General features: G+C 47.2%; 19 protein-coding genes. 4 read left to right on the forward strand and 15 right to left on the reverse strand.

The genetic code is table 11. The features are described from left to right. Positions 1 to 35 precede the first annotated feature (35 nt). The 11 genes from rpsA to gyrA form a co-directional block, all read right to left on the reverse strand. Positions 36 to 1,715, reverse strand: coding sequence for a 30S ribosomal protein S1 (rpsA, locus tag NNX04_RS04485; RefSeq protein WP_007640966.1), 1,680 nt, complete (start codon positions 1,713 to 1,715; stop codon positions 36 to 38). Between the two features lie 351 nt (positions 1,716 to 2,066). Next, the gene (gene galU, locus NNX04_RS04490; RefSeq protein ID WP_007640965.1) at positions 2,067 to 2,960 is read right to left on the reverse strand and encodes a UTP--glucose-1-phosphate uridylyltransferase GalU; all 894 of its coding nucleotides are present in this window, start codon (positions 2,958 to 2,960) and stop codon (positions 2,067 to 2,069) included. A gap of 25 nt (positions 2,961 to 2,985) precedes the next feature. Continuing rightward, complete coding sequence (locus NNX04_RS04495; protein WP_261947650.1) at positions 2,986 to 4,338, reverse strand: phosphomannomutase CpsG; 1,353 nt, start codon at positions 4,336 to 4,338, stop codon at positions 2,986 to 2,988. Positions 4,339 to 4,477: 139 nt separating this feature from the next. Continuing rightward, positions 4,478 to 5,155, reverse strand: coding sequence for a (d)CMP kinase (gene cmk, locus NNX04_RS04500; RefSeq protein WP_261947651.1), 678 nt, complete (start codon positions 5,153 to 5,155; stop codon positions 4,478 to 4,480). Positions 5,156 to 5,185: 30 nt separating this feature from the next. Further along, positions 5,186 to 5,893: an orotidine-5'-phosphate decarboxylase gene (pyrF, locus tag NNX04_RS04505; protein WP_007640958.1), complete on the reverse strand. Its 708-nt coding sequence runs from the start codon at positions 5,891 to 5,893 to the stop codon at positions 5,186 to 5,188. A gap of 111 nt (positions 5,894 to 6,004) precedes the next feature. Beyond that, positions 6,005 to 6,319: a ComEA family DNA-binding protein gene (locus tag NNX04_RS04510; RefSeq protein WP_007640957.1), complete on the reverse strand. Its 315-nt coding sequence runs from the start codon at positions 6,317 to 6,319 to the stop codon at positions 6,005 to 6,007. 208 nt (positions 6,320 to 6,527) lie between these two features. Next, a complete protein-coding gene (gene cysN, locus NNX04_RS04515) occupies positions 6,528 to 7,949 on the reverse strand; it encodes a sulfate adenylyltransferase subunit CysN (RefSeq protein WP_261947652.1) in 1,422 nt (473 codons plus the stop codon). A 70-nt stretch (positions 7,950 to 8,019) separates the two neighbouring features. After that, positions 8,020 to 8,928, reverse strand: a complete 909-nt coding sequence (cysD, locus tag NNX04_RS04520; RefSeq protein ID WP_007640954.1) for a sulfate adenylyltransferase subunit CysD — start codon at positions 8,926 to 8,928, stop codon at positions 8,020 to 8,022. 138 nt (positions 8,929 to 9,066) lie between these two features. Beyond that, positions 9,067 to 9,981 (reverse strand): prephenate dehydrogenase/arogenate dehydrogenase family protein, encoded by a 915-nt coding sequence (locus tag NNX04_RS04525; protein ID WP_007640952.1) that lies wholly within the window; start codon positions 9,979 to 9,981, stop codon positions 9,067 to 9,069. Between the two features lie 6 nt (positions 9,982 to 9,987). Then, positions 9,988 to 11,097 carry a prephenate dehydratase gene (gene pheA / locus NNX04_RS04530; protein ID WP_007640950.1) on the reverse strand — a complete coding sequence of 370 codons (1,110 nt, stop codon included), beginning with the start codon at positions 11,095 to 11,097 and terminating at the stop codon, positions 9,988 to 9,990. A 15-nt stretch (positions 11,098 to 11,112) separates the two neighbouring features. After that, on the reverse strand, positions 11,113 to 13,767 hold the full coding sequence (gyrA, locus tag NNX04_RS04535) for a DNA gyrase subunit A (RefSeq protein WP_261947653.1): 2,655 nt from the start codon (positions 13,765 to 13,767) through the stop codon (positions 11,113 to 11,115). 357 nt (positions 13,768 to 14,124) lie between these two features. Between gyrA and NNX04_RS04540 the strand changes: the two genes are divergently transcribed. The 4 genes from NNX04_RS04540 (at position 14,125) to NNX04_RS04555 (ending at position 17,699) form a co-directional block, all read left to right on the forward strand. Beyond that, on the forward strand, positions 14,125 to 15,462 hold the full coding sequence (locus NNX04_RS04540) for a TRZ/ATZ family hydrolase (RefSeq protein WP_261947654.1): 1,338 nt from the start codon (positions 14,125 to 14,127) through the stop codon (positions 15,460 to 15,462). A gap of 63 nt (positions 15,463 to 15,525) precedes the next feature. Further along, complete coding sequence (gene ubiG / locus NNX04_RS04545) at positions 15,526 to 16,230, forward strand: bifunctional 2-polyprenyl-6-hydroxyphenol methylase/3-demethylubiquinol 3-O-methyltransferase UbiG (RefSeq protein WP_261947655.1); 705 nt, start codon at positions 15,526 to 15,528, stop codon at positions 16,228 to 16,230. Next, positions 16,230 to 16,898, forward strand: coding sequence for an HAD family hydrolase (locus tag NNX04_RS04550; protein WP_261947656.1), 669 nt, complete (start codon positions 16,230 to 16,232; stop codon positions 16,896 to 16,898). The genes ubiG and NNX04_RS04550 overlap by 1 nt, the downstream gene beginning before the upstream one ends. Before the next feature lie 48 nt (positions 16,899 to 16,946). Then, positions 16,947 to 17,699: a YciK family oxidoreductase gene (locus NNX04_RS04555; RefSeq protein ID WP_261947657.1), complete on the forward strand. Its 753-nt coding sequence runs from the start codon at positions 16,947 to 16,949 to the stop codon at positions 17,697 to 17,699. Between the two features lie 87 nt (positions 17,700 to 17,786). On the opposite strand, the gene NNX04_RS04560 is transcribed toward NNX04_RS04555, so the two are convergent. From NNX04_RS04560 to NNX04_RS04575, 4 genes are all read right to left on the reverse strand, one after another. Beyond that, positions 17,787 to 18,170, reverse strand: a complete 384-nt coding sequence (locus NNX04_RS04560) for a DUF2802 domain-containing protein (protein WP_007640934.1) — start codon at positions 18,168 to 18,170, stop codon at positions 17,787 to 17,789. A gap of 55 nt (positions 18,171 to 18,225) precedes the next feature. Next, positions 18,226 to 18,711: a chemotaxis protein CheW gene (locus NNX04_RS04565; protein ID WP_007640933.1), complete on the reverse strand. Its 486-nt coding sequence runs from the start codon at positions 18,709 to 18,711 to the stop codon at positions 18,226 to 18,228. Between the two features lie 148 nt (positions 18,712 to 18,859). Beyond that, on the reverse strand, positions 18,860 to 19,933 hold the full coding sequence (locus NNX04_RS04570) for a chemotaxis protein CheW (RefSeq protein WP_261947658.1): 1,074 nt from the start codon (positions 19,931 to 19,933) through the stop codon (positions 18,860 to 18,862). Beyond that, positions 19,930 to 20,766, reverse strand: coding sequence for a ParA family protein (locus NNX04_RS04575; RefSeq protein WP_151057557.1), 837 nt, complete (start codon positions 20,764 to 20,766; stop codon positions 19,930 to 19,932). Before NNX04_RS04575 ends, NNX04_RS04570 begins: the two co-directional genes overlap by 4 nt. Positions 20,767 to 21,044: the final 278 nt, after the last annotated feature.

Here is a 21,044-nt window from a genome sequence, read left to right on the forward strand (position 1 = left end):
GGCCAGCAATGCTGGCCATTATTCACAAGCAAAAATTACTCTTTGCTTTGCATTTGCGCTTTAATCAGATCACCCAAGGTAGTTGGAGAAGCTTGATCAGATTGCTTGCTTGAAAGCTCTTTCATAGCAGTCTTTTCTTCTTCAACATCTTTAGACTTCACCGACAAGCTGATGCTACGATTTTTGCGATCTACAGCAATAATCTTGGCTTCAACTTCGTCACCCACTTTGAGCAAGTTACGCGCGTCTTCCACTTTCTCGCGACTCAATTCAGAGGCCTTAAGAACAGCTTCAACGTCATCTGCCAAGGTGATTACTGCAGCTTTGGCTTCAACTTCTTTAACGATACCTTTAACAACAGCACCCTTATCATTTACAGAAACATATTCTGAGAATGGGTCAGTTTCAAGTTGTTTGATACCCAAAGAAATGCGCTCGCGCTCTGGATCGATGGCCAATACCACAGTTTCCAACTCATCGCCTTTCTTGTACTTGCGAACAGCTTCTTCACCAGCTTCATGCCAGGAGATGTCTGACAAGTGAACCAAACCATCAATACCACCATCCAAACCGATGAAGATACCGAAGTCAGTGATTGACTTGATCTTGCCGCTGATCTTGTCACCTTTGGCACAAGTACGAGCAAATGCATCCCATGGATTCTCTTGGCATTGTTTCAGACCGAGAGAGATACGACGACGCTCTTCGTCGATATCCAATACCATAACTTCGATTTCGTCGCCCAATTGAACAACTTTTGAAGGATGAATGTTCTTGTTAGTCCAGTCCATTTCTGAAACGTGGATCAAACCTTCAACACCCTCTTCCAACTCTGCGAAGCAACCGTAATCAGTCAAATTGGTTACTTTTGCTTTCACACGAGCGCCTTCCGGATAACGCTTGGTGATTTGTATCCAGGGATCTTCACCCAATTGCTTCAGGCCGAGCGATACACGGTTACGCTCACGATCAAACTTCAATACCTTAACGTCTATTTCATCACCAACGTTTACGATCTCACCTGGATGCTTGATACGCTTCCACGCCATGTCAGTGATGTGCAACAGACCATCAACACCGCCCAAGTCAACGAATGCGCCGTAGTCGGTAAGGTTTTTAACGATACCTTTAACAGCTTGACCTTCTTGCAAGGTAGCAAGCAGCTCGTCACGCTCAACAGAATTAGCTTGCTCCAACACCGCACGGCGAGAAACAACTACGTTGTTGCGCTTTTGATCGAGCTTGATAACTTTGAATTCCAGCTCTTTGCCTTCGAGATGAGTAGTTTCGCGTACAGGGCGAACATCCACCAATGAACCGGGAAGGAAGGCACGAATACCGGCAACATCAACAGTGAAACCACCCTTAACCTTACCATTGATAACACCTTTAATAACTTCTTCAGCAACATGAGCCGCTTCAAGAATTTTCCACGCTTCAGCGCGTTTAGCTTTTTCGCGTGAAAGCTTGGTTTCACCGAAACCATCTTCAACACTTTCCAGCGCTACTTGTACTTCGTCACCGATCTGGAGATTCAACTCACCCAGCTCGTTACGGAATTGTTCTGCGGGGATAACACCTTCAGACTTCAAGCCTGCGTGTACGGTAACCCAATCTTTGTCGATATCGATTACTACACCGGTAACGATGGTGCCTGGCACCATATCAACGGTCTTTAAACTCTCTTCAAATAATTCAGCAAAACTTTCGTTCATACTCATCGTATTACCTATGGATTTAGAGGTACAGACGTTAACAACACGCCCTACCTTTTCCGCACGGCCAGTCACGCGGGTCAGTTAAAGTAAAGTGAAAGTCCCCTCAGGCTGGGCTTGACAACCTTCACTGCTGCTAAGAAAAACTATGGATGATCAAAATCAACAAAGCGTAAATTTAGCAGGTGCAAGAGCCTAGCAGAATGCGCTTTATATATCAACAGCTTAGGAAGGACAGAGCCAGCAAAAGGTTGTTGGCACGGAATAAACGAGGGAACTGGCAAATAGTTTGCAATGCAGCAGTAGACTAAGTTATGCCTCTGCTGCATGCAAAAAAACACATCGAGGTAATTATTTTTTATAACGATCAGACAAGAAAGCTTTGAATTTGGTGCCAACTTCAATATGGCGCTCACCGTAGATAACATTTGCTGCTAAATAACCCAGCTTGGTTCCACAATCATGGCTGCGGCCAATCAATTGATAAGCCTCAACTGTTTCAAGCTCCAGCAAGGTATCCAGTGCATCGGTAAGTTGAATTTCTCCGCCTGCACCCGGCATAGTCTTAGCCAGCAAATCCCATACGGTACGAGAAAGCACATAGCGACCGACAATTGCCATATTCGAGGGAGCATCATCAACGGGGGGCTTTTCAACCATTGCACGTATTGCAGCCGTCTTTCCGGCAGGAATATCCACACCAGAACAATCAACCACGCCGTATTTATCTACCTGATCATGAGGAACCTGCTCAACCAAAATCTGACTAAATCCAGTCTCCTGAAAACGACGGGTCATGCCGGCAAGGTTATCTTGTTTTAGGTTGCACTCTGCGTTATCAACAAGTACGTCAGGTAAAAGCACAGCAAACGGCTCATCACCAACCACGGATTTAGCACAAAGTATTGCATGCCCCAAGCCTTTAGCTTCTGCCTGGCGAACAGAAATAACCGTTAATCCTGGTGGTGTTATAGAACGAACCTCGGCCAACAATGAGCGTTTAAGGCGCGCTTCCAGCTGAGCCTCCAACTCAAAGCTGGTGTCAAAATGGTTTTCAATTGCATTTTTACTTGCATGCGTTACCAGTACAATTTCTTTAATCCCTGCAGCGGCAGCCTCTTCGATTACATACTGTATGAGGGGCTTGTCTACCACCGGCAACATTTCCTTGGGAATTGCCTTGGTTGCAGGCAGCATTCGCGTACCAAGACCCGCAACAGGAATAACCGCTTTTTTTACTTGCATAGAATTATCCTTGAAAAGTGTATTTTTAACTGTTGAGTAAATTAAGTATTTCTGTTGTTTTTTTCTGGAGCAGACTTTTATCGGAGCGGCTTTCCAGATTCAGACGCACTACCGGCTCAGTATTTGACATGCGTAAGTTAAATCGCCAGTTATCAAACTCAAGACTAATACCATCTGTCCTATCAACATGACGGACCTCTTCCTTATAATGCTCATAAACATTTTCAATTGCTTTTTGAGGGTTTTTTACGCTGCGATTTATTTCGCCCGGCGACGGAAACTTTTCAATTCTAGCCCTAAGCATATGAGATAAAGGCTGCTCCTTGCGTGATATAAGCTCACAAACCAACAACCAAGGAATCATCCCACTATCGCAATAGAAAAAATCTTTGAAATAATGGTGCGCACTCATCTCGCCACCATAAATGGCATCTTCTGAGCGCATGCGCTCTTTAAAAAACGCGTGTCCCGTTTTTGATTGAATAGCACACCCTGAATTTTGTTTCGCAATATCTTGAGTGTTCCAGGTTAAGCGAGGATCATGGATAATCTTGGCACCCGGATGCTTAGTTAAAAAAGCCTCTGCAAGCAGCCCGACGATATAGTACCCCTCAGTAAACACCCCCTTTTCATCAAATAAAAAACAACGATCAAAATCGCCATCCCACGCAATGCCCATATCCGCCTTATGAGCAATTACAGCCTCAGCGGTAGAGGCTCGATTCTCCACCAGCAACGGATTAGGAATTCCATTCGGAAACGTTCCGTCTGCTTCGTGATTAATTTTAATGAATTCGAAAGGTAGGAATTCTTCCAAAGCATCAATCACATGCCCAGCAACACCGTTACCTGCATTCACCACCAAACGCAGGGGCTTTAATTGCGAAACATCAACATACCCAAGAAGATGTCGCACGTAATCATCCAAAACACTGGCGTGACGCAAAGTACCACGCACAACAGAATCAGAAGACGCAAAACTATTTTCTTCCGCTAGACGCTGGATCTCATTGAGACCAGTATCACCACTGATAGGTATTGAGTTTTCTCGAACCAACTTCATCCCGTTGTAATCAATAGGATTATGGCTAGCGGTAACTTCTATTCCGCCATCGACCTGTAAATGACTAGTCGCGAAATAGACCTCTTCTGTACCCGTCATACCCAGGTCGATAACATCCACACCTTCGTCGCGCAAACCATTACTCAATGCAACTTTCAATGCGGAGCTGGTAAGCCTAACATCACCACCAACAACCACCGAGCGCGGCTTTAAAAACTGTGCGTAAGCACGACCTATGCGATAGGCGATGTCTTCATTGAGCTCATCACCCAGTTTTCCGCGGATATCATAAGCTTTGAAACAAGTTAGGGGCATTCTGAATCTCACTTAAATAGAATATTTCAGGAGCCCACTGCTTGTGTTTTGAAAATATTTTTATACAAACTCACTCTTCAAGGAGCTGTCATTAATTTAATAGCACATTCTTACTGTTTGTTGACACAAGATCAACCAATTAAAGGTCCCGCCCAATAACTGCCAGCATCTTGACGAAAACCTGATCAATAGTCATTGATGTACTGTCAATCACAACAGCATCAACAGCAGGTCGAAGTGGTGACACGGTGCGATTGGAATCGCGCTCGTCACGCTCTTTGATATCTTTGATCAACGAGCCCATATCGACAGATTCCCCTTTGGCAATCAACTGCTGGTAGCGGCGCTCTGCCCTAGCCTCCGCACTAGCAGTGAGAAAAATCTTTGCTTGTGCCTTAGGAAAGACCGTTGTTCCCATATCTCTGCCATCAGCTATCAACCCGGGAAGAGTTGCAAACTCCCGCTGGCGCTCAAGTAATGCAGAACGCACGGCAGGATATGCAGCAATTTGGGAGGCGCACATGCCTACAGATTCTTGGCGAATCGCAGCGGTAACATCTAAACCTGCTAACAAAATACGAGTGCCATGACTATCAACTTGAAATACAACATCAAGCGTTGAGGCTATTTGTGCGATTTGTTGCTCATCATTTAAATCAGCATCACTATTCAGCGCAGCAAGAGCAACGAGCCGATAAAGAGCACCGCTGTCCAACAGGTGGTAGCCGGTATGCGCAGCCAACATTTGACTCAGGGTCCCTTTTCCCGCACCGCTCGGACCATCAATAGTAATTACAACCGGTAAAGATGCACTCATTAGAAAGCCTGTAATAGTGAATACGAACAATTAAGTATTATGTAGTGTTTGAATGATTGATCGACAGGTGGCAACCGGATCGACGGACTGGGTAATAGGCCGACCAATAACCAAATAGCTGCTTCCGGAAGCGATAGCTGCTGAGGGAGTTAAGGTTCTGCGCTGATCATCAGCAGGTGAAGATTCCAAACGAATACCGGGAGTTACCAAGCAAAAATCTGAACCAAAATTGGCACGCATTAGGCTGGATTCCTGTGCGGAGCAAACCACACCATCAAGACCACAACGATGAGTCAGCTTTGCAAGCCTCATTACATGCTCTTCTGGTGAGCTGTTGATTCCAATTCCGGTCAAGTCACTGGCGTCCATGCTGGTCAAAACAGTCACAGCAATCAGTAAAGGACGCTTACCCGGACCCTGCTCCAGAATTTCACGCGCCGCCATCATCATTCGCTCGCCACCTGAGGCATGAACATTCACCATCCACACACCCAATCCAGCCGCAGCCTTCACTGCTTTTGCAGTCGTATTGGGGATATCGTGAAATTTAAGATCAAGAAACACCTCAAATCCAAGCGACATTAACTGCTCAATGATGCGAGGGCCACAAGCTGTGAATAGCTCCTTGCCAACCTTTAAACGGCAATCCCCTGGCGATAGTCGCTTAGCCATAGCAATGCACTGTTCGGCATTATCAAAATCCATCGCAACTACAATTCTTGGACCGAAAACGGACATTTATAAACCTCGTCGACAATAAAAAGCCCAGCATGAAAGCTGGGCTCCTATTAAAACAAAAAATACCGCAAACTTCATCGGTTACCCCGTAATACAGGGAACAAGCTGAGTTTATATACGGATATTTTCACGATTTTGCATCAAGGTTGCTTCACCTATACCTTTTACCTCTAATAACTGGTCAACACTTTTAAAATCGCCATTCGCTGTACGCCAAGCCACAATAGCCTCTGCTTTTTTAACACCTATACCCTTCAGCTTGGTCAGTTCAAGCACATCAGCGGTATTGATATTAATAGCACCTTGCTTAGCAACAACTTCAGCTTTGGCAGTTGGTGAAGGAGTAGATACAGACTCGGCAGCAACTGCAAATGTGGAAGCCAACCCCAAGATCAAAACCGACAGAAAAGACACAATGTATTTCATGAAAACTCCTTTTAACGTTAATTGTCATACCACATCACAACTGATGCGTGCAGCTAAGATAAATAATTAAAAACTTACTGAACAGCAGATATCAACCAAGAATGATGTGAGACATTGCCGACAAAATTATAAAAGCGGAACTTAATCGCAAAAAAAGCCCCAACAAGTGGGGCTTTTCATCGACCGCGATCAGATTCCACTTAAAACATTATCTACCGATTAATGATTTTAAATCCGCCGCCCCCCAATGAGGGAAGTGTTTGCGAATTAATGCATTCAATTCGATTTCAAATTCACTGTAGGATTCTGTGGCCTGCGCTGTAGCAGTCAACTGCTCAACAACCATACCTGCCCCAACAGTGATATTTGTTAAGCGATCAATAACAATAAAAGCACCTGTCGCTCGGTTATTGCTGTATTTGTCTGCAACAACAGGCTGGGTTAGCACCAGATCAACAACTGCAATATCATTGAGCTGCAACTGCTTAATACGTGAATGCTCCTGCGTATTCACATCAATTCGATAATCGATGGACTCAATAACACCACTCACGATTTTGCTCGCAAATTTAAACAGGTATTCTGAGTTTGCCTGCGCAGTTTTTTCTGCCATCCAAACAATATGTGCTTTAAGATGGTTTGACTGAGGTACCAAATCCTTAGCCAACACCAACATATCACCACGACTTACATCAACCTCAGTCGTGAGTGTCAATGTTACAGCCTGACCAGTAAATGCTTCCTGTAACTCACCATCATAGGTCACAATAGATTTTACATAGCTTGTTTTGCCTGAGGGCAACACACGAATTTCATCGCCAACTTTGACAACACCAGAGGCAACATTGCCACAAAAGCCGCGGAAATCCAGATTGGGGCGGTTAACATACTGCACAGGAAAACGGAAATCTGAATAATTTTTATCACCGGCAATCGGTACCGTTTCAAAAATTTCCATCAATGTCTGCCCTTGGTACCAAGGGGCTCTTTCGGAGCGATTAACTACATTATCGCCATCCAATGCAGAGATAGGCACAAACATGACATTGCTCATACCCAACTTGGCTGAGAAATCAAAATAATCCTGTTTGATTTTTTCAAACACAGCCTGATCAAAATTCATTAAATCCATTTTGTTAACGGCAACAACAATGTGCTTGATGCCAAGTAATGAAGCGATGTAACTGTGACGACGAGTTTGCGTAACCACTCCATAACGTGCATCAATCAAAATAATAGCAAGATCACAAGTGGACGCCCCCGTTGCCATGTTGCGCGTGTATTGTTCATGACCAGGTGTATCGGCAATGATAAATTTACGTTTGGCGGTGGAAAAATAGCGATAAGCCACATCAATAGTAATGCCCTGCTCGCGCTCGGCTTGCAAACCATCAACTAGTAACGCCAAGTCGATTTTTTCGCCAGTGGTTCCATGCTTCACACTATCAGAGCGTATTGCTTCTAGTTGATCTTCGTAAATCATTTTTGAGTCGTGAAGCAAGCGACCAATCAGTGTACTTTTACCATCATCAACGCTACCGCACGTAAGAAAGCGCAGTAATTCTTTTTGTTCATGTTGAGCAAGATAAGCATTAATATCTTGTGCAATCAGGTCAGACTGATGACTCATAGGAATCTCTTTCGTATCAGTAAAATTCAGTAATTCAGAAAGTTTTCATGCGATATCGATGACACGCAGATTAAAAATAACCTTCCTGCTTTTTCTTTTCCATCGACCCCGAACTATCGTGATCAATTACTCGCCCCTGACGCTCAGAAGTTGTTGTTAACAGCATCTCTTGAATAATTTCCGGCAAGGTGGTTGCCTCTGACTCAACAGCACCTGTTAAAGGGTAGCAACCCAATGTGCGGAAACGCACCATCTTTTCCTCAACCTTATCATCCGGGCCAATTGGCATACGGTCGTCATCAACCATGATCAATGTACCGTCGCGCTCAACTACTGGGCGCTTTGCGGCAAAGTACAAAGGCACAATCGGGATATTCTCCAAATGAATGTATTGCCAAATATCCAATTCAGTCCAATTTGATAAAGGGAACACACGGATACTTTCACCCTTATCTACACGGCCGTTATAAATATTCCACAACTCTGGGCGCTGATTTTTGGGATCCCAGCGATGATTTTTATCGCGGAACGAATACACGCGCTCTTTAGCGCGAGATTTTTCTTCATCGCGCCGGGCACCACCAAAAGCGGCGTCAAAACCGTATTTGTTTAGCGCTTGTTTTAAGCCTTGGGTTTTCATCACATCAGTATGCTTGGCGCTACCGTGAGTAAAGGGACCAACTCCCATATCAACACCTTCTTGATTGATGTGGACAATCAAGTCCCAGCCCAACTCCTTGATACGCTGATCGCGAAACTCAATCATTTCGCGGAATTTCCAAGTGGTATCCACATGTAGCATGGGGAATGGAGGCTTGCCAGGGAAGAATGCCTTCATCGTTAGGTGCATCATCACCGCGGAATCTTTACCCACGGAATACAGCATAACCGGCTTATCAAATTCAGCAGCCACTTCGCGGATGATATGAATACTTTCAGCTTCAAGCTGCTTGAGGTGAGTCAAGTTGTAGTTTGACATTCAATAGTTACCAGAGTGAGTTCAGCGTTGGCAATCAAACGAGTGTTTGAAAAACAGCAGCGATTATATAGAGCCGAAACGCAAGATTTAATGACTAATTGTTTCTAAGGTTATTCCTGATAGTTTGGGAGCAGCAAACTAGTCCTTTTTAGTTGGCGCCTGACGCTGAGCAAGCATCAAAGTAAATTCATCACGAGCCTCTTTGGCGCGACTGAATACTTTCAGTAAATAATCACTATCTTCATGCTCAATACTACTGCGCAACCGAGAGAGGTTGTCGATAAACAAATCCATTGATTGCAAAATCGCCGTTTTATTCGCGCGCATAATATCGTGCCACATAATCGGATCACTGGAGGCAATCCGGGTGAAGTCGCGAAAACCGCCTGCGGCATAACGAAAGATATTGGGGTTATGAATATCCTGTGCCAAGGTGTCAACCAATGAGTAAGCGATTACATGAGGGAGATGACTAGTCGCGCCCAAAACCTCATCATGCTCTTCCACCGACATGGTTAATACTTCTGCCCCCACGGCTTGCCACATAGCAGATACCAAGGCCAAATCCTGAGCATTGGTATTTGCAAACGGCGTGAGAATAACTCGGTGATTCTCATAAAGATTAGGGTTTGCGGCGGTAACACCACTTTTTTCAGAGCCTGCAATGGGATGCCCCAGAACAAACTGGGAAGGCATGAAGCCAAAGACTTGCTCAGCTGCGCGCTGGACACTTCCTTTGACACTGGCACCATCGGTAATGGTTACCTCAGGTGATATAAATTCCTTGATCTCTTGCAACACTGTAGTAACGGATAAAGTAGGTACCGAGATAAAAATAATATCGCCTGCCCCCAACTCACCGGCGATATCACCCAATGACATATAGGCTCGATCAACCACACCGCATGCAACTGCTTGACTACAAGTGTCAGCCTTGCGGGCGATACCAATAACTTCAGTACAAGCACCGCGTTGTTTTAAACCGGCTGCAAGACTACCGCCAATTAAACCGATACCAACAACAACAAATTTATTGATCAGAGGCTGTGACATAACGAATTACAAAACCGCTTTAGGATATGAGCCAAGCAACTTCAAATCAGCGCAGCGGCTGGCAACCTCTTTCATCACATCGCTAATAAGCGGTTCATCAACATGACCTACAAAATCAATAAAAAAGACATAAGTCCATGCGCCAGTACGCGATGGCCGGGTCTCTACGCGAGTCAGATCGATGTTGTGACGGTGAAATGGCTCCAACAAGTTATGCAGTGCGCCAGGCTCATTGCGCATAGCAACCACAATGGAAGTTTTATCTACACCACTCTGCGGTACAGATTGCTTGCCGATAATAAGGAAACGCGTCGAGTTATCGGGCTGATCCTCAATTTTTTCCGCAATCATTTTCAGGCCATATAACTCAGCCGCCATAGAGCCAGCAATAGCAGCAGCGTTCCATTCACCCTTCAGGCGTTTTGCGGCCTCGGCATTACTATTAACGGCAATACGTTCCGCTTTTGGATAGTGTGCATCCAACCACTTGCGGCATTGCGCTAATGATTGTGAATGGGAATAGATCCTGGAAATACTATTGGTATTGGTAACGTCAGACACCATTAAGTTGTGATGAATACGCAACTCTACCTCACCACAAATTTTCAAGTTAGAACCCATAAAATTATCAAGGGTGTGATTCACTACGCCTTCGGTCGAATTCTCTACAGGCACAACACCATAGTTGACTGCACCGGCTTCCACTTCACGAAATACTTCATCAATCGCGGAAAAAGGCATCGCCACCGCTGAATGGCCAAAATGTTTTAACGCTGCCTGCTGGGTGAATGTGCCCTCAGGCCCCAAATATGCAACTTTGATTGGGTTTTCCAGTGCCAAACAGGCAGACATAATTTCACGGAACAAACGAGCCATTTCTTCATTACTTAGCGGCCCGTTATTGCGCTCCATTGCCTTGCGTAACACCTGTGCTTCACGCTCCGGGCGATAAAAAAGAATATCCGCATCTGCAGGAAGACTGGCCTTTTTAACATCAGCAACTTCCTGCGCGCACTCTGCGCGCGCAGAAATAAGGCGACCTATTTCTTCATCGATGGCATCAATCTTGATGCGCAACGCGGATAATTTTTCAGCTTCGGTTTGTTCGATTGACATAGTTAAATTCGCCAATTATTCATCAGCTGATTCATCGGTGGAGGTGTCATCAATCACCTCATCAGCAACGCCGTCATCAGCCAATACTTCGGTATCGTCACCTTCTGCACGGGCAAGCTCGCGCTTGGCATTTTCATCAGCACTCTCTTCGATGCGCTCCAAGCCTTGCATGCGCTCGCCTTCTTTCAATTTAATCAGGCGCACACCTTGGGTATTACGGCTCAGCACAGAGACTTCATCAACACGGGTGCGAACCATGGTGCCCTGGTCGGAAATCAACATAATTTCCTCGCCATCAAACACCTGCACTGCACCAACCAACTGGCCGTTACGCTCAGTAGTTTGCATACCGATAACACCTTGCGAGCCGCGACCTTTGGCCGGGAACTCGCCCACTTCAGTGCGTTTGCCATAACCGTTTTCACTCACGGTTAATACTTGGCCATTTTCCATCGGGATAACCATACCCACTACGCGCTGACCTTCGGCTAAACGAATACCGCGTACGCCACGCGAGGTGCGCCCCATCGCACGCACTTGCGATTCGCGGAAGCGTGCCGCCTTACCAGAACTGGAGAACAGGATTACATCGCATGAACCGTTGGTGATAGCAGTGCCAACCAAGGTATCGCCTTCATCCAATTCAATCGCACGCAAACCGACGCTGCGCTGACGCGAGAATTGAGTGAGCGCGGTTTTCTTCACGGTACCATTAGCCGTGGTCATGAAAATAAACTTGTCGTCATCGTAAGATTTCACCGGCAAGATCGAGGTAATGCGCTCGCCCTCTTCCAATGATGGCAACAAATTGATAACTGGACGGCCACGTGACTGGCGACCAGCGACAGGAATCATGTAAACCTTCAGCCAATACACTTTACCGGCGTTAGTAAACAACAGCACGGTATCGTGAGTGCTGGCGATCAATAAGTGCTGCACATAATCTTCATCTTTTACCGCAGTTGCAGATTTACCCATACCGCCGCGACGCTGCGCCTGATAATCATCAAGCGGCTGGCTCTTCGCATAACCACCATGAGAAATTGTCACCACGCGATCTTCAACATTGATCAGATCTTCAGTGGTTAAATCGAGCGTTGAAGCAACAATTTCGGTACGACGCTTATCGCCATAGTCATTAATAACTTGCGTTAATTCTTCACGGATAACTTCCATTAAACGCAAGGCATTGCCAAGGATTTCGAGGAACTCTGCAATCTGGATTAATTTTTCGTCATATTCAGCAAGCAGCTTGTCGTGCTCCATACCGGTCAAACGATGTAGGCGCAATTCGAGAATCGCCTGCGCTTGTGCGGCTGACAAATAATAATGTCCATCGCGCATGCCGAACTCAGCACCCAAATCTTCCGGACGGCAAGCATCTTCTCCGGCGCGCTCTAGGTAGGGAGCCATCTCGGCGGCATTCCAGCCACGCCCCATCAAACTGTCTTTGGCTTCTGCGGGCGACGCCGAGTTTTTGATCAGCGCGATAACTTCATCAATATTAGAAATGGCAACCGCAAGGCCTTCCAAAATGTGCCCGCGCTCGCGCGCTTTGCGCAGTAAATACACTGTACGGCGGGTGACCACTTCACGGCGATGCTTAACAAAGGCTTCAAGTAATTGTTTGAGGTTGAGGATTTTTGGCTGGCCATCGTCGAGCGCAACAATGTTGACGCCGAAGGTGGTTTGCAATTGGGTTTGCGAGTAAAGATTATTGAGCAATACGTCAGCGGCTTCGCTCTTTTTCACTTCGATAACGATGCGCATGCCGTCTTTGTCAGACTCATCGCGCAGCTCGCTGATGCCTTCGATTTTCTTTTCTTTTACCAACTCGGCGATACGCTCAATCAAGCGCGCCTTGTTTAATTGGTAGGGAATTTCGTGAATCAAGATGGTTTCGCGGCCGGTTTTTTCATCGCGCTCAATTTCTGCTTTGGCGCGCACGATAATACTGCCGCGGCCAGTGCGATAAGCCTGCACAATGCCTGCACGGCCATTGATGATGGCGCCGGTAGGGAAGTCTGGCCCCGGGATAAATTCCATCAGTTCATCGATGGTGATATCCGGGTTATTGATCAGTTCGAGGCAGCCCTGTACAACTTCTTTTAAATTGTGCGGCGGGATATTGGTCGCCATACCTACGGCGATACCGGAGGAGCCGTTAACTAACAAATTGGGAATACGGGTTGGCATTACTGCCGGAATTTGCTCGGTGCCGTCGTAGTTGGGTACAAAATCAACAGTTTCTTTATCCAAATCCGCTAACAGATCGTGGGCAATTTTTGCCATACGGATTTCGGTGTAACGCATGGCCGCTGCGCGGTCGCCATCGACCGAGCCGAAGTTACCCTGACCATCAACCAGCATGTAACGCAACGAAAACGGCTGCGCCATACGGACGATGGTGTCGTATACAGCGGTATCACCATGTGGATGGTATTTACCGATTACGTCACCCACCACACGGGCAGATTTTTTGTAAGGCTTATTCCAATCATTGTTAAGTTCGCTCATCGCAAACAGCACGCGGCGATGTACGGGCTTCAAACCATCGCGCACATCGGGCAAAGCGCGGCCCACGATTACGCTCATGGCGTAATCAAGATAGGACTGTTTGAGTTCGTCTTCGATACTTACTGGTGATACTTCTTTGGCGAATTCGACCATGGGATGACAGCTTTCCTTTTTATTAAAGCTTTGGTTATGGTGATTGCTGGTAGCGGGTAATTCGACGTATGGGTTCTATTACGGCGCTAAATCGGTTAAAAGCAAAAACAGCTACCCTACTAGCGGGCTGGCTAAAAATGCGCCTAACGCTTGTTTCAGGGGCGCGATGGTAGCATAAAATCCAACAGATAGGCACTCTGGCCATTTCCTTTCCCTATGAAATTCCACGAGTTTTTCTCTGTTGCATCCAAATCAGCCAGCGCGCAGGCGATCACCTAAATGAGCCATAGATGCAACCGGCCTTTGCAGTATACTGAGCCCCCTTTTTTGTCGTAATTACCTAGCCAAACACTCTTTATGTCGACCTCTGCCGTGAATCTCAACAACATCGATCTGATTATCAAAGCTCGCTGGATTATCCCCGTGGTACCGGCCAACCGGGTTTTGGAGAACTGCGCCATTGCCATTGATAAGGGCCAAATCATCGCCATTGTCCCTCATGAAGAAGCTGATCGTCGCTATAGCGCTAAAGAAACGGTGCACCTTGGCAGCCATGTATTGATTCCCGGCCTGGTAAACGCACATGGACATGCAGCCATGAGCCTGCTGCGTGGTTATGCCGATGACCAACCACTCCATACCTGGCTGAACGACCATATCTGGCCGGCAGAAAGCCGCTGGGTCAGCGAAGATTTTGTGCGCGACGGTACTGAGCTTGCCTTAGCAGAGATGATAAAAAGCGGGACCACCTGTTTTGCGGATATGTATTTTTACCCTGAACAGGCCGCACAAGCCTGCCTGGATGCCCAAGTACGCTGCCAACTCGCCTTTCCCGTGTTGGATTTCCCTACCGCGTGGGGCATGGGGCCGGATGACTACCTCAATAAAGGGTTGAGCCTGCATGACAACTTTCGCGGCAATCACCTGATCAATATTGCTTTCGGCCCTCACGCACCCTACACCGTATCTGATGCCCCTCTGCAAAAAATCGCTGTACTTGCACAGGAAATGGACATGCCAATCCATATCCACCTGCATGAAACAGCGCAGGAAGTAAAAGACTCAATAGCGCAATATGGACGCCGCCCAAGCCAGCGTCTGATGGATTTGGGACTGCTATCGCCGCTCGCACAATGTGTGCACATGACCCAAATTGATGAAAGCGATATCAAATTGCTGCAAAACAGTGGCGCCCATGTGATCCATTGCCCTGAATCCAACTTAAAACTGGCCAGTGGTTTTTGTCCGGTTGATAAACTCCTTAACGCCAATATTAATGTGGCACTGGGCACCGATGGCGCGGCCAGTAACAATGACCTAAACCTGTTTAGCGAGTTAAAAACCGCAGCACTATTGGCAAAAGCGGTTTCTGGTAATGCCGCCGCCCTGGACGCTCATACCGCACTGCGCATGGCAACCTTAAACGGCGCCAAGGCGCTGGGTATGGAAGACGCTATCGGCAGTATTGAGGTTGGAAAAGCCGCAGATATAACCGCAGTCGATTTGGGCGATCTGGGCATGCAACCTATTTACAACCCGGCATCACAATTGGTCTATACCCATGCAGGGCAAGCTGTCACACACGTATGGGTGGAAGGTAAAAGCCTGCTAGCCAATCGCCTTTTGCAAACACTAAACGAGCGCGAAATTCTGGGAAAAGCCAATTGGTGGCGCAAACAAATCACCTCGCACTAAGCAACCACTCATTGTCAAACATACGCCCCCTTTCTTATCACTACTGAACAGACGGAATAGATTATGGCCAACGTCGATACTGCTGAAATTGCAAAATTTGAAGCACTTGCCAGCCGCTGGTGGGATAAAAACAGCGAGTTCAAGCCGCTGCACGATATAAACCCGCTGCGAGCCAACTTTATTGATGAGCGCTCGCCTGTCGCACAGCGCACAGTGATTGATGTGGGTTGCGGCGGCGGCATTTTGGCTGAATCACTTGCCCAACGAGGCGCGCAGGTAATAGGTATCGATATGGGCGAAGCACCACTCGCGGTTGCGCGGTTGCACGCATTGGAAAGCGGCGTGGAACTAACTTACGAACAAATTACTGCTGAAGATAAAGCCACACAAATGCCCGGCGCATTTGATGTAGTTACCTGCATGGAAATGTTAGAGCATGTACCTGATCCCGCGTCGGTTGTGCGCGCTTGCGCGCAGCTCGTGAAGGCAGGTGGTGATGTTTATTTCTCAACCATCAATCGCAATCCAAAATCCTATGCTTTTGCAATTGTCGGTGCTGAATATATTTTAAAACTGCTGCCCAAAGGCACTCATGAATACAGCAAATTTATTCGCCCTTCCGAGCTTGCCCAATGGTTGCGCGCAGCAGGACTTGAATTGCAATCCATGACCGGAATGACCTACAACCCCATCACCAAACATTACAAACTCAACCCGAACGACGTCAGCGTGAATTATTTAATGCATGCCAAAAAGGTGAGTGAATAATGAATCAAAAAATTCGCGCGGTGATGTTTGATTTGGATGGCACACTGCTGGATACAGCGCCGGATTTTATTGTTGTCGTCAACCAGTTACTCCTTGAAGAGGGCCGTCAAGAATTAGCGCCGGAAACTATTCGCGCCGGGGTATCCAACGGATCCAAAGCATTGATCAAATTGGCCTTTGATATAGAAGAAAGCGATCCGCAATTTGAACATTTGCGCCAGCGTTTACTGCAGCTTTATCTTGCGCATATTGCGGTGTACACCAAACCTTTCCCTGGCATCTCATCACTACTGGACAAGCTCGCGGATAAACATATCGCGTGGGGAATCGCCACTAACAAACCGGCTGCTTATACCCTGCCCTTAATGACGGCATTGGATATACAGCCCGCTCCTGTTAGTGTCATCTGCCCCGACCATGTCGCACGAAGTAAACCTGACCCTGAATCGCTATTTCTTGCCAGCAAGCAACTGGGTTGCAGCCCGCAAGAAATTATTTATATCGGCGATCACAAGCGCGATATTGATTGCGGTAAAGGCGCAGGGAGCATCACTATCGCGGCGGCTTATGGTTATTTGGATGAAGGGGATAGCCCTGCCAACTGGAACGCCGACTACTGCGTAAGCCACGCCGATGAAATTTGGCCTATTATTGAAAAGTACTTGTAAACAGCCGTCGATACGGACTTGTTTTGCTTACTAGCGAAGAAATTTTTTATGCAAATCCCATCTGATTACGCCATCAAACCCAATGCTCTGCAGGGAAAAATTATTTTGGTTACCGGCGCAGGTGCCGGTATAGGAAAATGCGCCGCAAAAACCTTTGCCGCTTGTGGTGCCACCGTTGTGCTGTGCGGCAGAACTATGAGTAAGCTAGAAGCAGTTTATGACGAAATTGAAGCAGCCGGTCACCCGCAGCCAGCCATTTACCCGATTAACCTTGAAAGCGCCGTAGAGAAAGATTACGACGATATGTGCAACGCGTTGGAAGACACCTTTGGACGTTTGGATGGTTTATTACACAACGCGGCCGACTTAGGTGAACGCACACCCATCAGCAACTATTCCGTTAGTGCTTGGCAGCGCTGCATGCAAGTAAATGTGAATGCACCATTTGCAATGACGCAGGCGCTATTACCCTTATTGGAACGGGCAGAAAACGCGAGCATCTTATTTACTAGCTCCAGTGTGGCATTTAAAGGTCGTGCATTTTGGGGCGCTTACGCAGCCTCAAAAGCCGCAGCAGAAAACCTGATGCAAACACTGCACGATGAACTGGAAGTTGCTACACGCATTCGTACCAATAGTATTAACCCTGGCGCAACCCGCACTGATATGCGCGCATCCGCTTATCCCGCCGAAAATCCGGAAACAGTAAAAACCCCCGAAGCACTTATGCCTGCCTATGTTTATTTGCTAAGCGACGACTCAGTTGGCGTTAGTGGCAACTCGTTTCAATATCAACTCTGATAGGGTAAAGCATAACGGGAGGAGCTTCGGCAACAAAAAAAGGCGATCATCTGATCGCCTTTTTTCATTTTTCACACTAACTGTGTTTTACCGACTCGATTTTTGCATCATTTCCAGCAGCGAAGCTTCAGCGCGCGATAAACCACAACGTCGCGCCACCTCATCACAATCCATTCCCATTTTGAACATTTGTGCGGCCTGTGAATAAGGTTGGAATTCATCATCGTTGTAATAATCAATTTTTTCAGGCTTTTTAGCTTCAGACTGCAACCGCTTTTCCATCGCCAGAAGCCGCTGCCCCATACCCACAGAACCACTGCTGGATGCAGCCACCTCACGCATTAATTTTTGAATCAGTTTTTCATTGGCATCCGCTTGGCGGCGCACCTGCTTCAAGCTGATTAATGCAACCAGCAATGCAATAACGCTGACAAGCGCAGACGCCGATAAACCTATTTCCAAAACCGTCATGACTATTTCTCTGCGCTCGATTCCATCACTTGCAACACCTTAGTTGATCAATCACTCAAACATCTTCGAGTTCCGACCATTCCTCACTGGTTAGTAGCTTATTCAAATCAATCAAAATCAATAGCTCGTTGTTTTTGTGGCACACACCCTGAATGAATTTTGCGCTCTCTTCATTGCCAACATTAGGTGCCATTTCAATTTCCGATTGGCGCAAATAAACCACTTCGGCAACGCTATCAACCAAAATACCAATTACATGGCGGTCGGTCTCGATAATTACTATACGGGTATTATCGGTAATCTCGCCGCTGGACAAATTAAAGCGATGACGGGTGTCGATAACTGTTACCACATTACCGCGCAGGTTGATAATTCCCAGTACGTAAGAAGGTGCACCGGGAACCGGGGCGATCTCCGAATAGCGCAGCACTTCCTGTACCTGCATTACATTAATGCCGTAGGTTTCACCGTCCAGACGAAAAGTTACCCACTGCAATACGGGATCATCAGTGCTTTTATTTTTTGCTGCATCAGTTGCCATCTTAAATTTTCCTCTGAGCTGCCAGTGTCAGGCAGTAAATCGTGTAAACGTCGCTATAACTATAGTCGATGACTTTTCCTGTGCCACTTTTGTTTGTCGCAACCACAAAAGCACGTTCTAGCCGATTCCAATCAATAATCTGTAGGTATCAGGCGCGAGCCGGAACAAAATTCTTATCGGCATCAACCAACATTTGACCAATACGCGGGATATCCAGAAGTGCGCACATATGATCCTTGACTGTGCCGGCCAGCCAAGGCCGCTTGCCTCTGTCACCACGCCACTTTACATCGTCCGGTTGCAAGGTGATGGGCTGATTTACTGAATCCACCGCCAACCCCCAAGGCACACCGTTAATTGACATCACATATTTAGCCGTCTGTAAAAAGGACTCATCGTAGCGCTCTGGCATCACAAACTTCGCGGTATTCACCGTGCGAATCTTACCTGCGGGTGTGGGTTGCAACCCCATAAACCAATCTGCCTGACCGAACAAAGGAGTGAGTTCATCCGTTAGCGGTTGAATCTGCCCCAGGGAAATTAAGGGCACTGCCAGGGTTAATCCGGCCACTTTGAACAGCAGCACATCAAAACGCGATTGCGCCCATTGCGGACGACCATTTTCCAACCAATCCAGACCTTCCATTTTGAATTGACTGGACTGGGCTTCCGCGTCAACCACCTCAACATTGGTCGACTGAACTTCGACAGGTAATACCACAAGCGGGGTCGCAACGATTTCTGCTGGAGTTCCAATATCCCACTCTTGAATTTCATTAGTATCGGCGACAAACCGGGTTTTAGGCTGGGCAACCTGCTCTGCGGCCACATCAACCGCTACAACCTCAACTACCGGGGATTCAATCAATAATTGCGCACTGGCCGACTGCAACAACTTCTCCAGCTGTCGTTTTTGCTCCGGCGTTTGCAACAATTCGGGGCTGGCAAGCTCAGCGGGCTTGCTATCGGTTTTGGTTAATGAACGGGGTTTGGTATGCAGGTTAGCCGATACTTTTTTAGGCTTTTCAGGGTGGTGCTTTTTAGTCGGTAAGCTGACGACACGCGCCAAGCCGGAATTGGCGGCAACAGACATGGGACGGGATTCAAGCGCAGCAAATGCGTCATCAATAGCATCACCAATGCCAAGCAGGTCATCAAAGTAATGACCCAAACTCACATCAGGTGACTCTATATCGCCCTCAGGCGTTTTGCGATTGCTCACGACACCACACCAGCCTTATTGATAACTGCCATAGGTGCTGACTGAGCCTGCGCTTCATCGGCACGTATTTTTTTATCGAGCCAATGCCAGAGCGCAGTGTAAGCTTCCACGCCACGGCTTGTTGGGTCAAACAAATGCGGTGGGACACCGGCTTTGCTGGCATCCCGAAAACGGGTATCAACCGGCACATGCCCAGGCCAAGCCTGAGCGGGATAAGTATTGCGAATAGTGCGCAAACTGGTCACCGAGGCTTGAGTACGGCGATCAAACATTACTGGCACTATGGTGTAATCCAATGCTTTTTTGCGCGAGCGTGACATCATGCTCAGTGTATTCACCATACGCTCCAAGCCTTTGAGCGCAAGAAATTCGGTTTGCACCGGAATGACCAAATATTGGCAAGCAGCAAGCGCATTCACCATCAACACGCCCAGCAAGGGCGGTGTGTCTATCAGTACGTAATCGTAATCATCGGCGATTAATGCAAGTGCCCGGCTCAGTACCAGCCCCATGCCATCCTGACCAATCGCCTGCCGCTCCAGTGTCGCCAGCGCGGTGGTCGAGGGGATCAAATTCACGTTGGGGTAATCCGTTGGCAGAATCAAACGGTTAACCGATTCACGGGTTAAGCTTTTGCGCTCCTGAAACAGGGTATAGCTACTTAGCACCTGGGTGTCAGGATCCTGACGGAAATAACTAGAGAGTGAGCCGTGGGGATCTATATCCAGCAATAGCACCCGCTTCCCAGTGGCCGCAATAAGCCCACCAAGGGATACCGTTGTGGTGGTTTTGCCCACACCACCTTTCTGGTTCGCTATTGCTATAACTCGCACAATTCAACCCTCGCCAGCGTCAAACGCCAGTCACATCGTCTATTACAGCGACAAAAGCAAAGTTTGTGCCCATCGCAATAAGTTTCTCGACTGCAGTCACAAATTCAGAAAGAACATTGTCGCCTTTATCAACACTTATGCCAATCATCGACCAGCAATCACTCCATGGGACGATCAATTTTCAAGCAGTGGATGTTAAGTATTGCCCAGTAGACGACAACTTCAAGTAGAAGTAATGACTCCGCCATCTCTATAGCGGCAGCTTTTTTCAACGCAAT

It is taken from the genome of Cellvibrio sp. QJXJ (genome assembly GCF_024452345.1).
In the GTDB taxonomy this organism is placed as follows: Bacteria; Pseudomonadota; Gammaproteobacteria; order Pseudomonadales; family Cellvibrionaceae; genus Cellvibrio.

What these genes read in the sequence shown, in the direction of transcription:
- rpsA (WP_007640966.1), bottom strand. Translation starts at nt 1,715, where the DNA reads ATGAACGAAAGTTTTGCTGAATTATTTGAAGAGAGTTTAAAGACCGTT.
- galU (WP_007640965.1), bottom strand. Translation starts at nt 2,960, where the DNA reads ATGCAAGTAAAAAAAGCGGTTATTCCTGTTGCGGGTCTTGGTACGCGA.
- NNX04_RS04495 (WP_261947650.1), bottom strand. Translation starts at nt 4,338, where the DNA reads ATGCCCCTAACTTGTTTCAAAGCTTATGATATCCGCGGAAAACTGGGT.
- cmk (WP_261947651.1), bottom strand. Translation starts at nt 5,155, where the DNA reads ATGAGTGCATCTTTACCGGTTGTAATTACTATTGATGGTCCGAGCGGT.
- pyrF (WP_007640958.1), bottom strand. Translation starts at nt 5,893, where the DNA reads ATGTCCGTTTTCGGTCCAAGAATTGTAGTTGCGATGGATTTTGATAAT.
- NNX04_RS04510 (WP_007640957.1), bottom strand. Translation starts at nt 6,319, where the DNA reads ATGAAATACATTGTGTCTTTTCTGTCGGTTTTGATCTTGGGGTTGGCT.
- cysN (WP_261947652.1), bottom strand. Translation starts at nt 7,949, where the DNA reads ATGAGTCATCAGTCTGACCTGATTGCACAAGATATTAATGCTTATCTT.
- cysD (WP_007640954.1), bottom strand. Translation starts at nt 8,928, where the DNA reads ATGTCAAACTACAACTTGACTCACCTCAAGCAGCTTGAAGCTGAAAGT.
- NNX04_RS04525 (WP_007640952.1), bottom strand. Translation starts at nt 9,981, where the DNA reads ATGTCACAGCCTCTGATCAATAAATTTGTTGTTGTTGGTATCGGTTTA.
- pheA (WP_007640950.1), bottom strand. Translation starts at nt 11,097, where the DNA reads ATGTCAATCGAACAAACCGAAGCTGAAAAATTATCCGCGTTGCGCATC.
- gyrA (WP_261947653.1), bottom strand. Translation starts at nt 13,767, where the DNA reads ATGGTCGAATTCGCCAAAGAAGTATCACCAGTAAGTATCGAAGACGAA.
- NNX04_RS04540 (WP_261947654.1), top strand. Translation starts at nt 14,125, where the DNA reads ATGTCGACCTCTGCCGTGAATCTCAACAACATCGATCTGATTATCAAA.
- ubiG (WP_261947655.1), top strand. Translation starts at nt 15,526, where the DNA reads ATGGCCAACGTCGATACTGCTGAAATTGCAAAATTTGAAGCACTTGCC.
- NNX04_RS04550 (WP_261947656.1), top strand. Translation starts at nt 16,230, where the DNA reads ATGAATCAAAAAATTCGCGCGGTGATGTTTGATTTGGATGGCACACTG.
- NNX04_RS04555 (WP_261947657.1), top strand. Translation starts at nt 16,947, where the DNA reads ATGCAAATCCCATCTGATTACGCCATCAAACCCAATGCTCTGCAGGGA.
- NNX04_RS04560 (WP_007640934.1), bottom strand. Translation starts at nt 18,170, where the DNA reads ATGACGGTTTTGGAAATAGGTTTATCGGCGTCTGCGCTTGTCAGCGTT.
- NNX04_RS04565 (WP_007640933.1), bottom strand. Translation starts at nt 18,711, where the DNA reads ATGGCAACTGATGCAGCAAAAAATAAAAGCACTGATGATCCCGTATTG.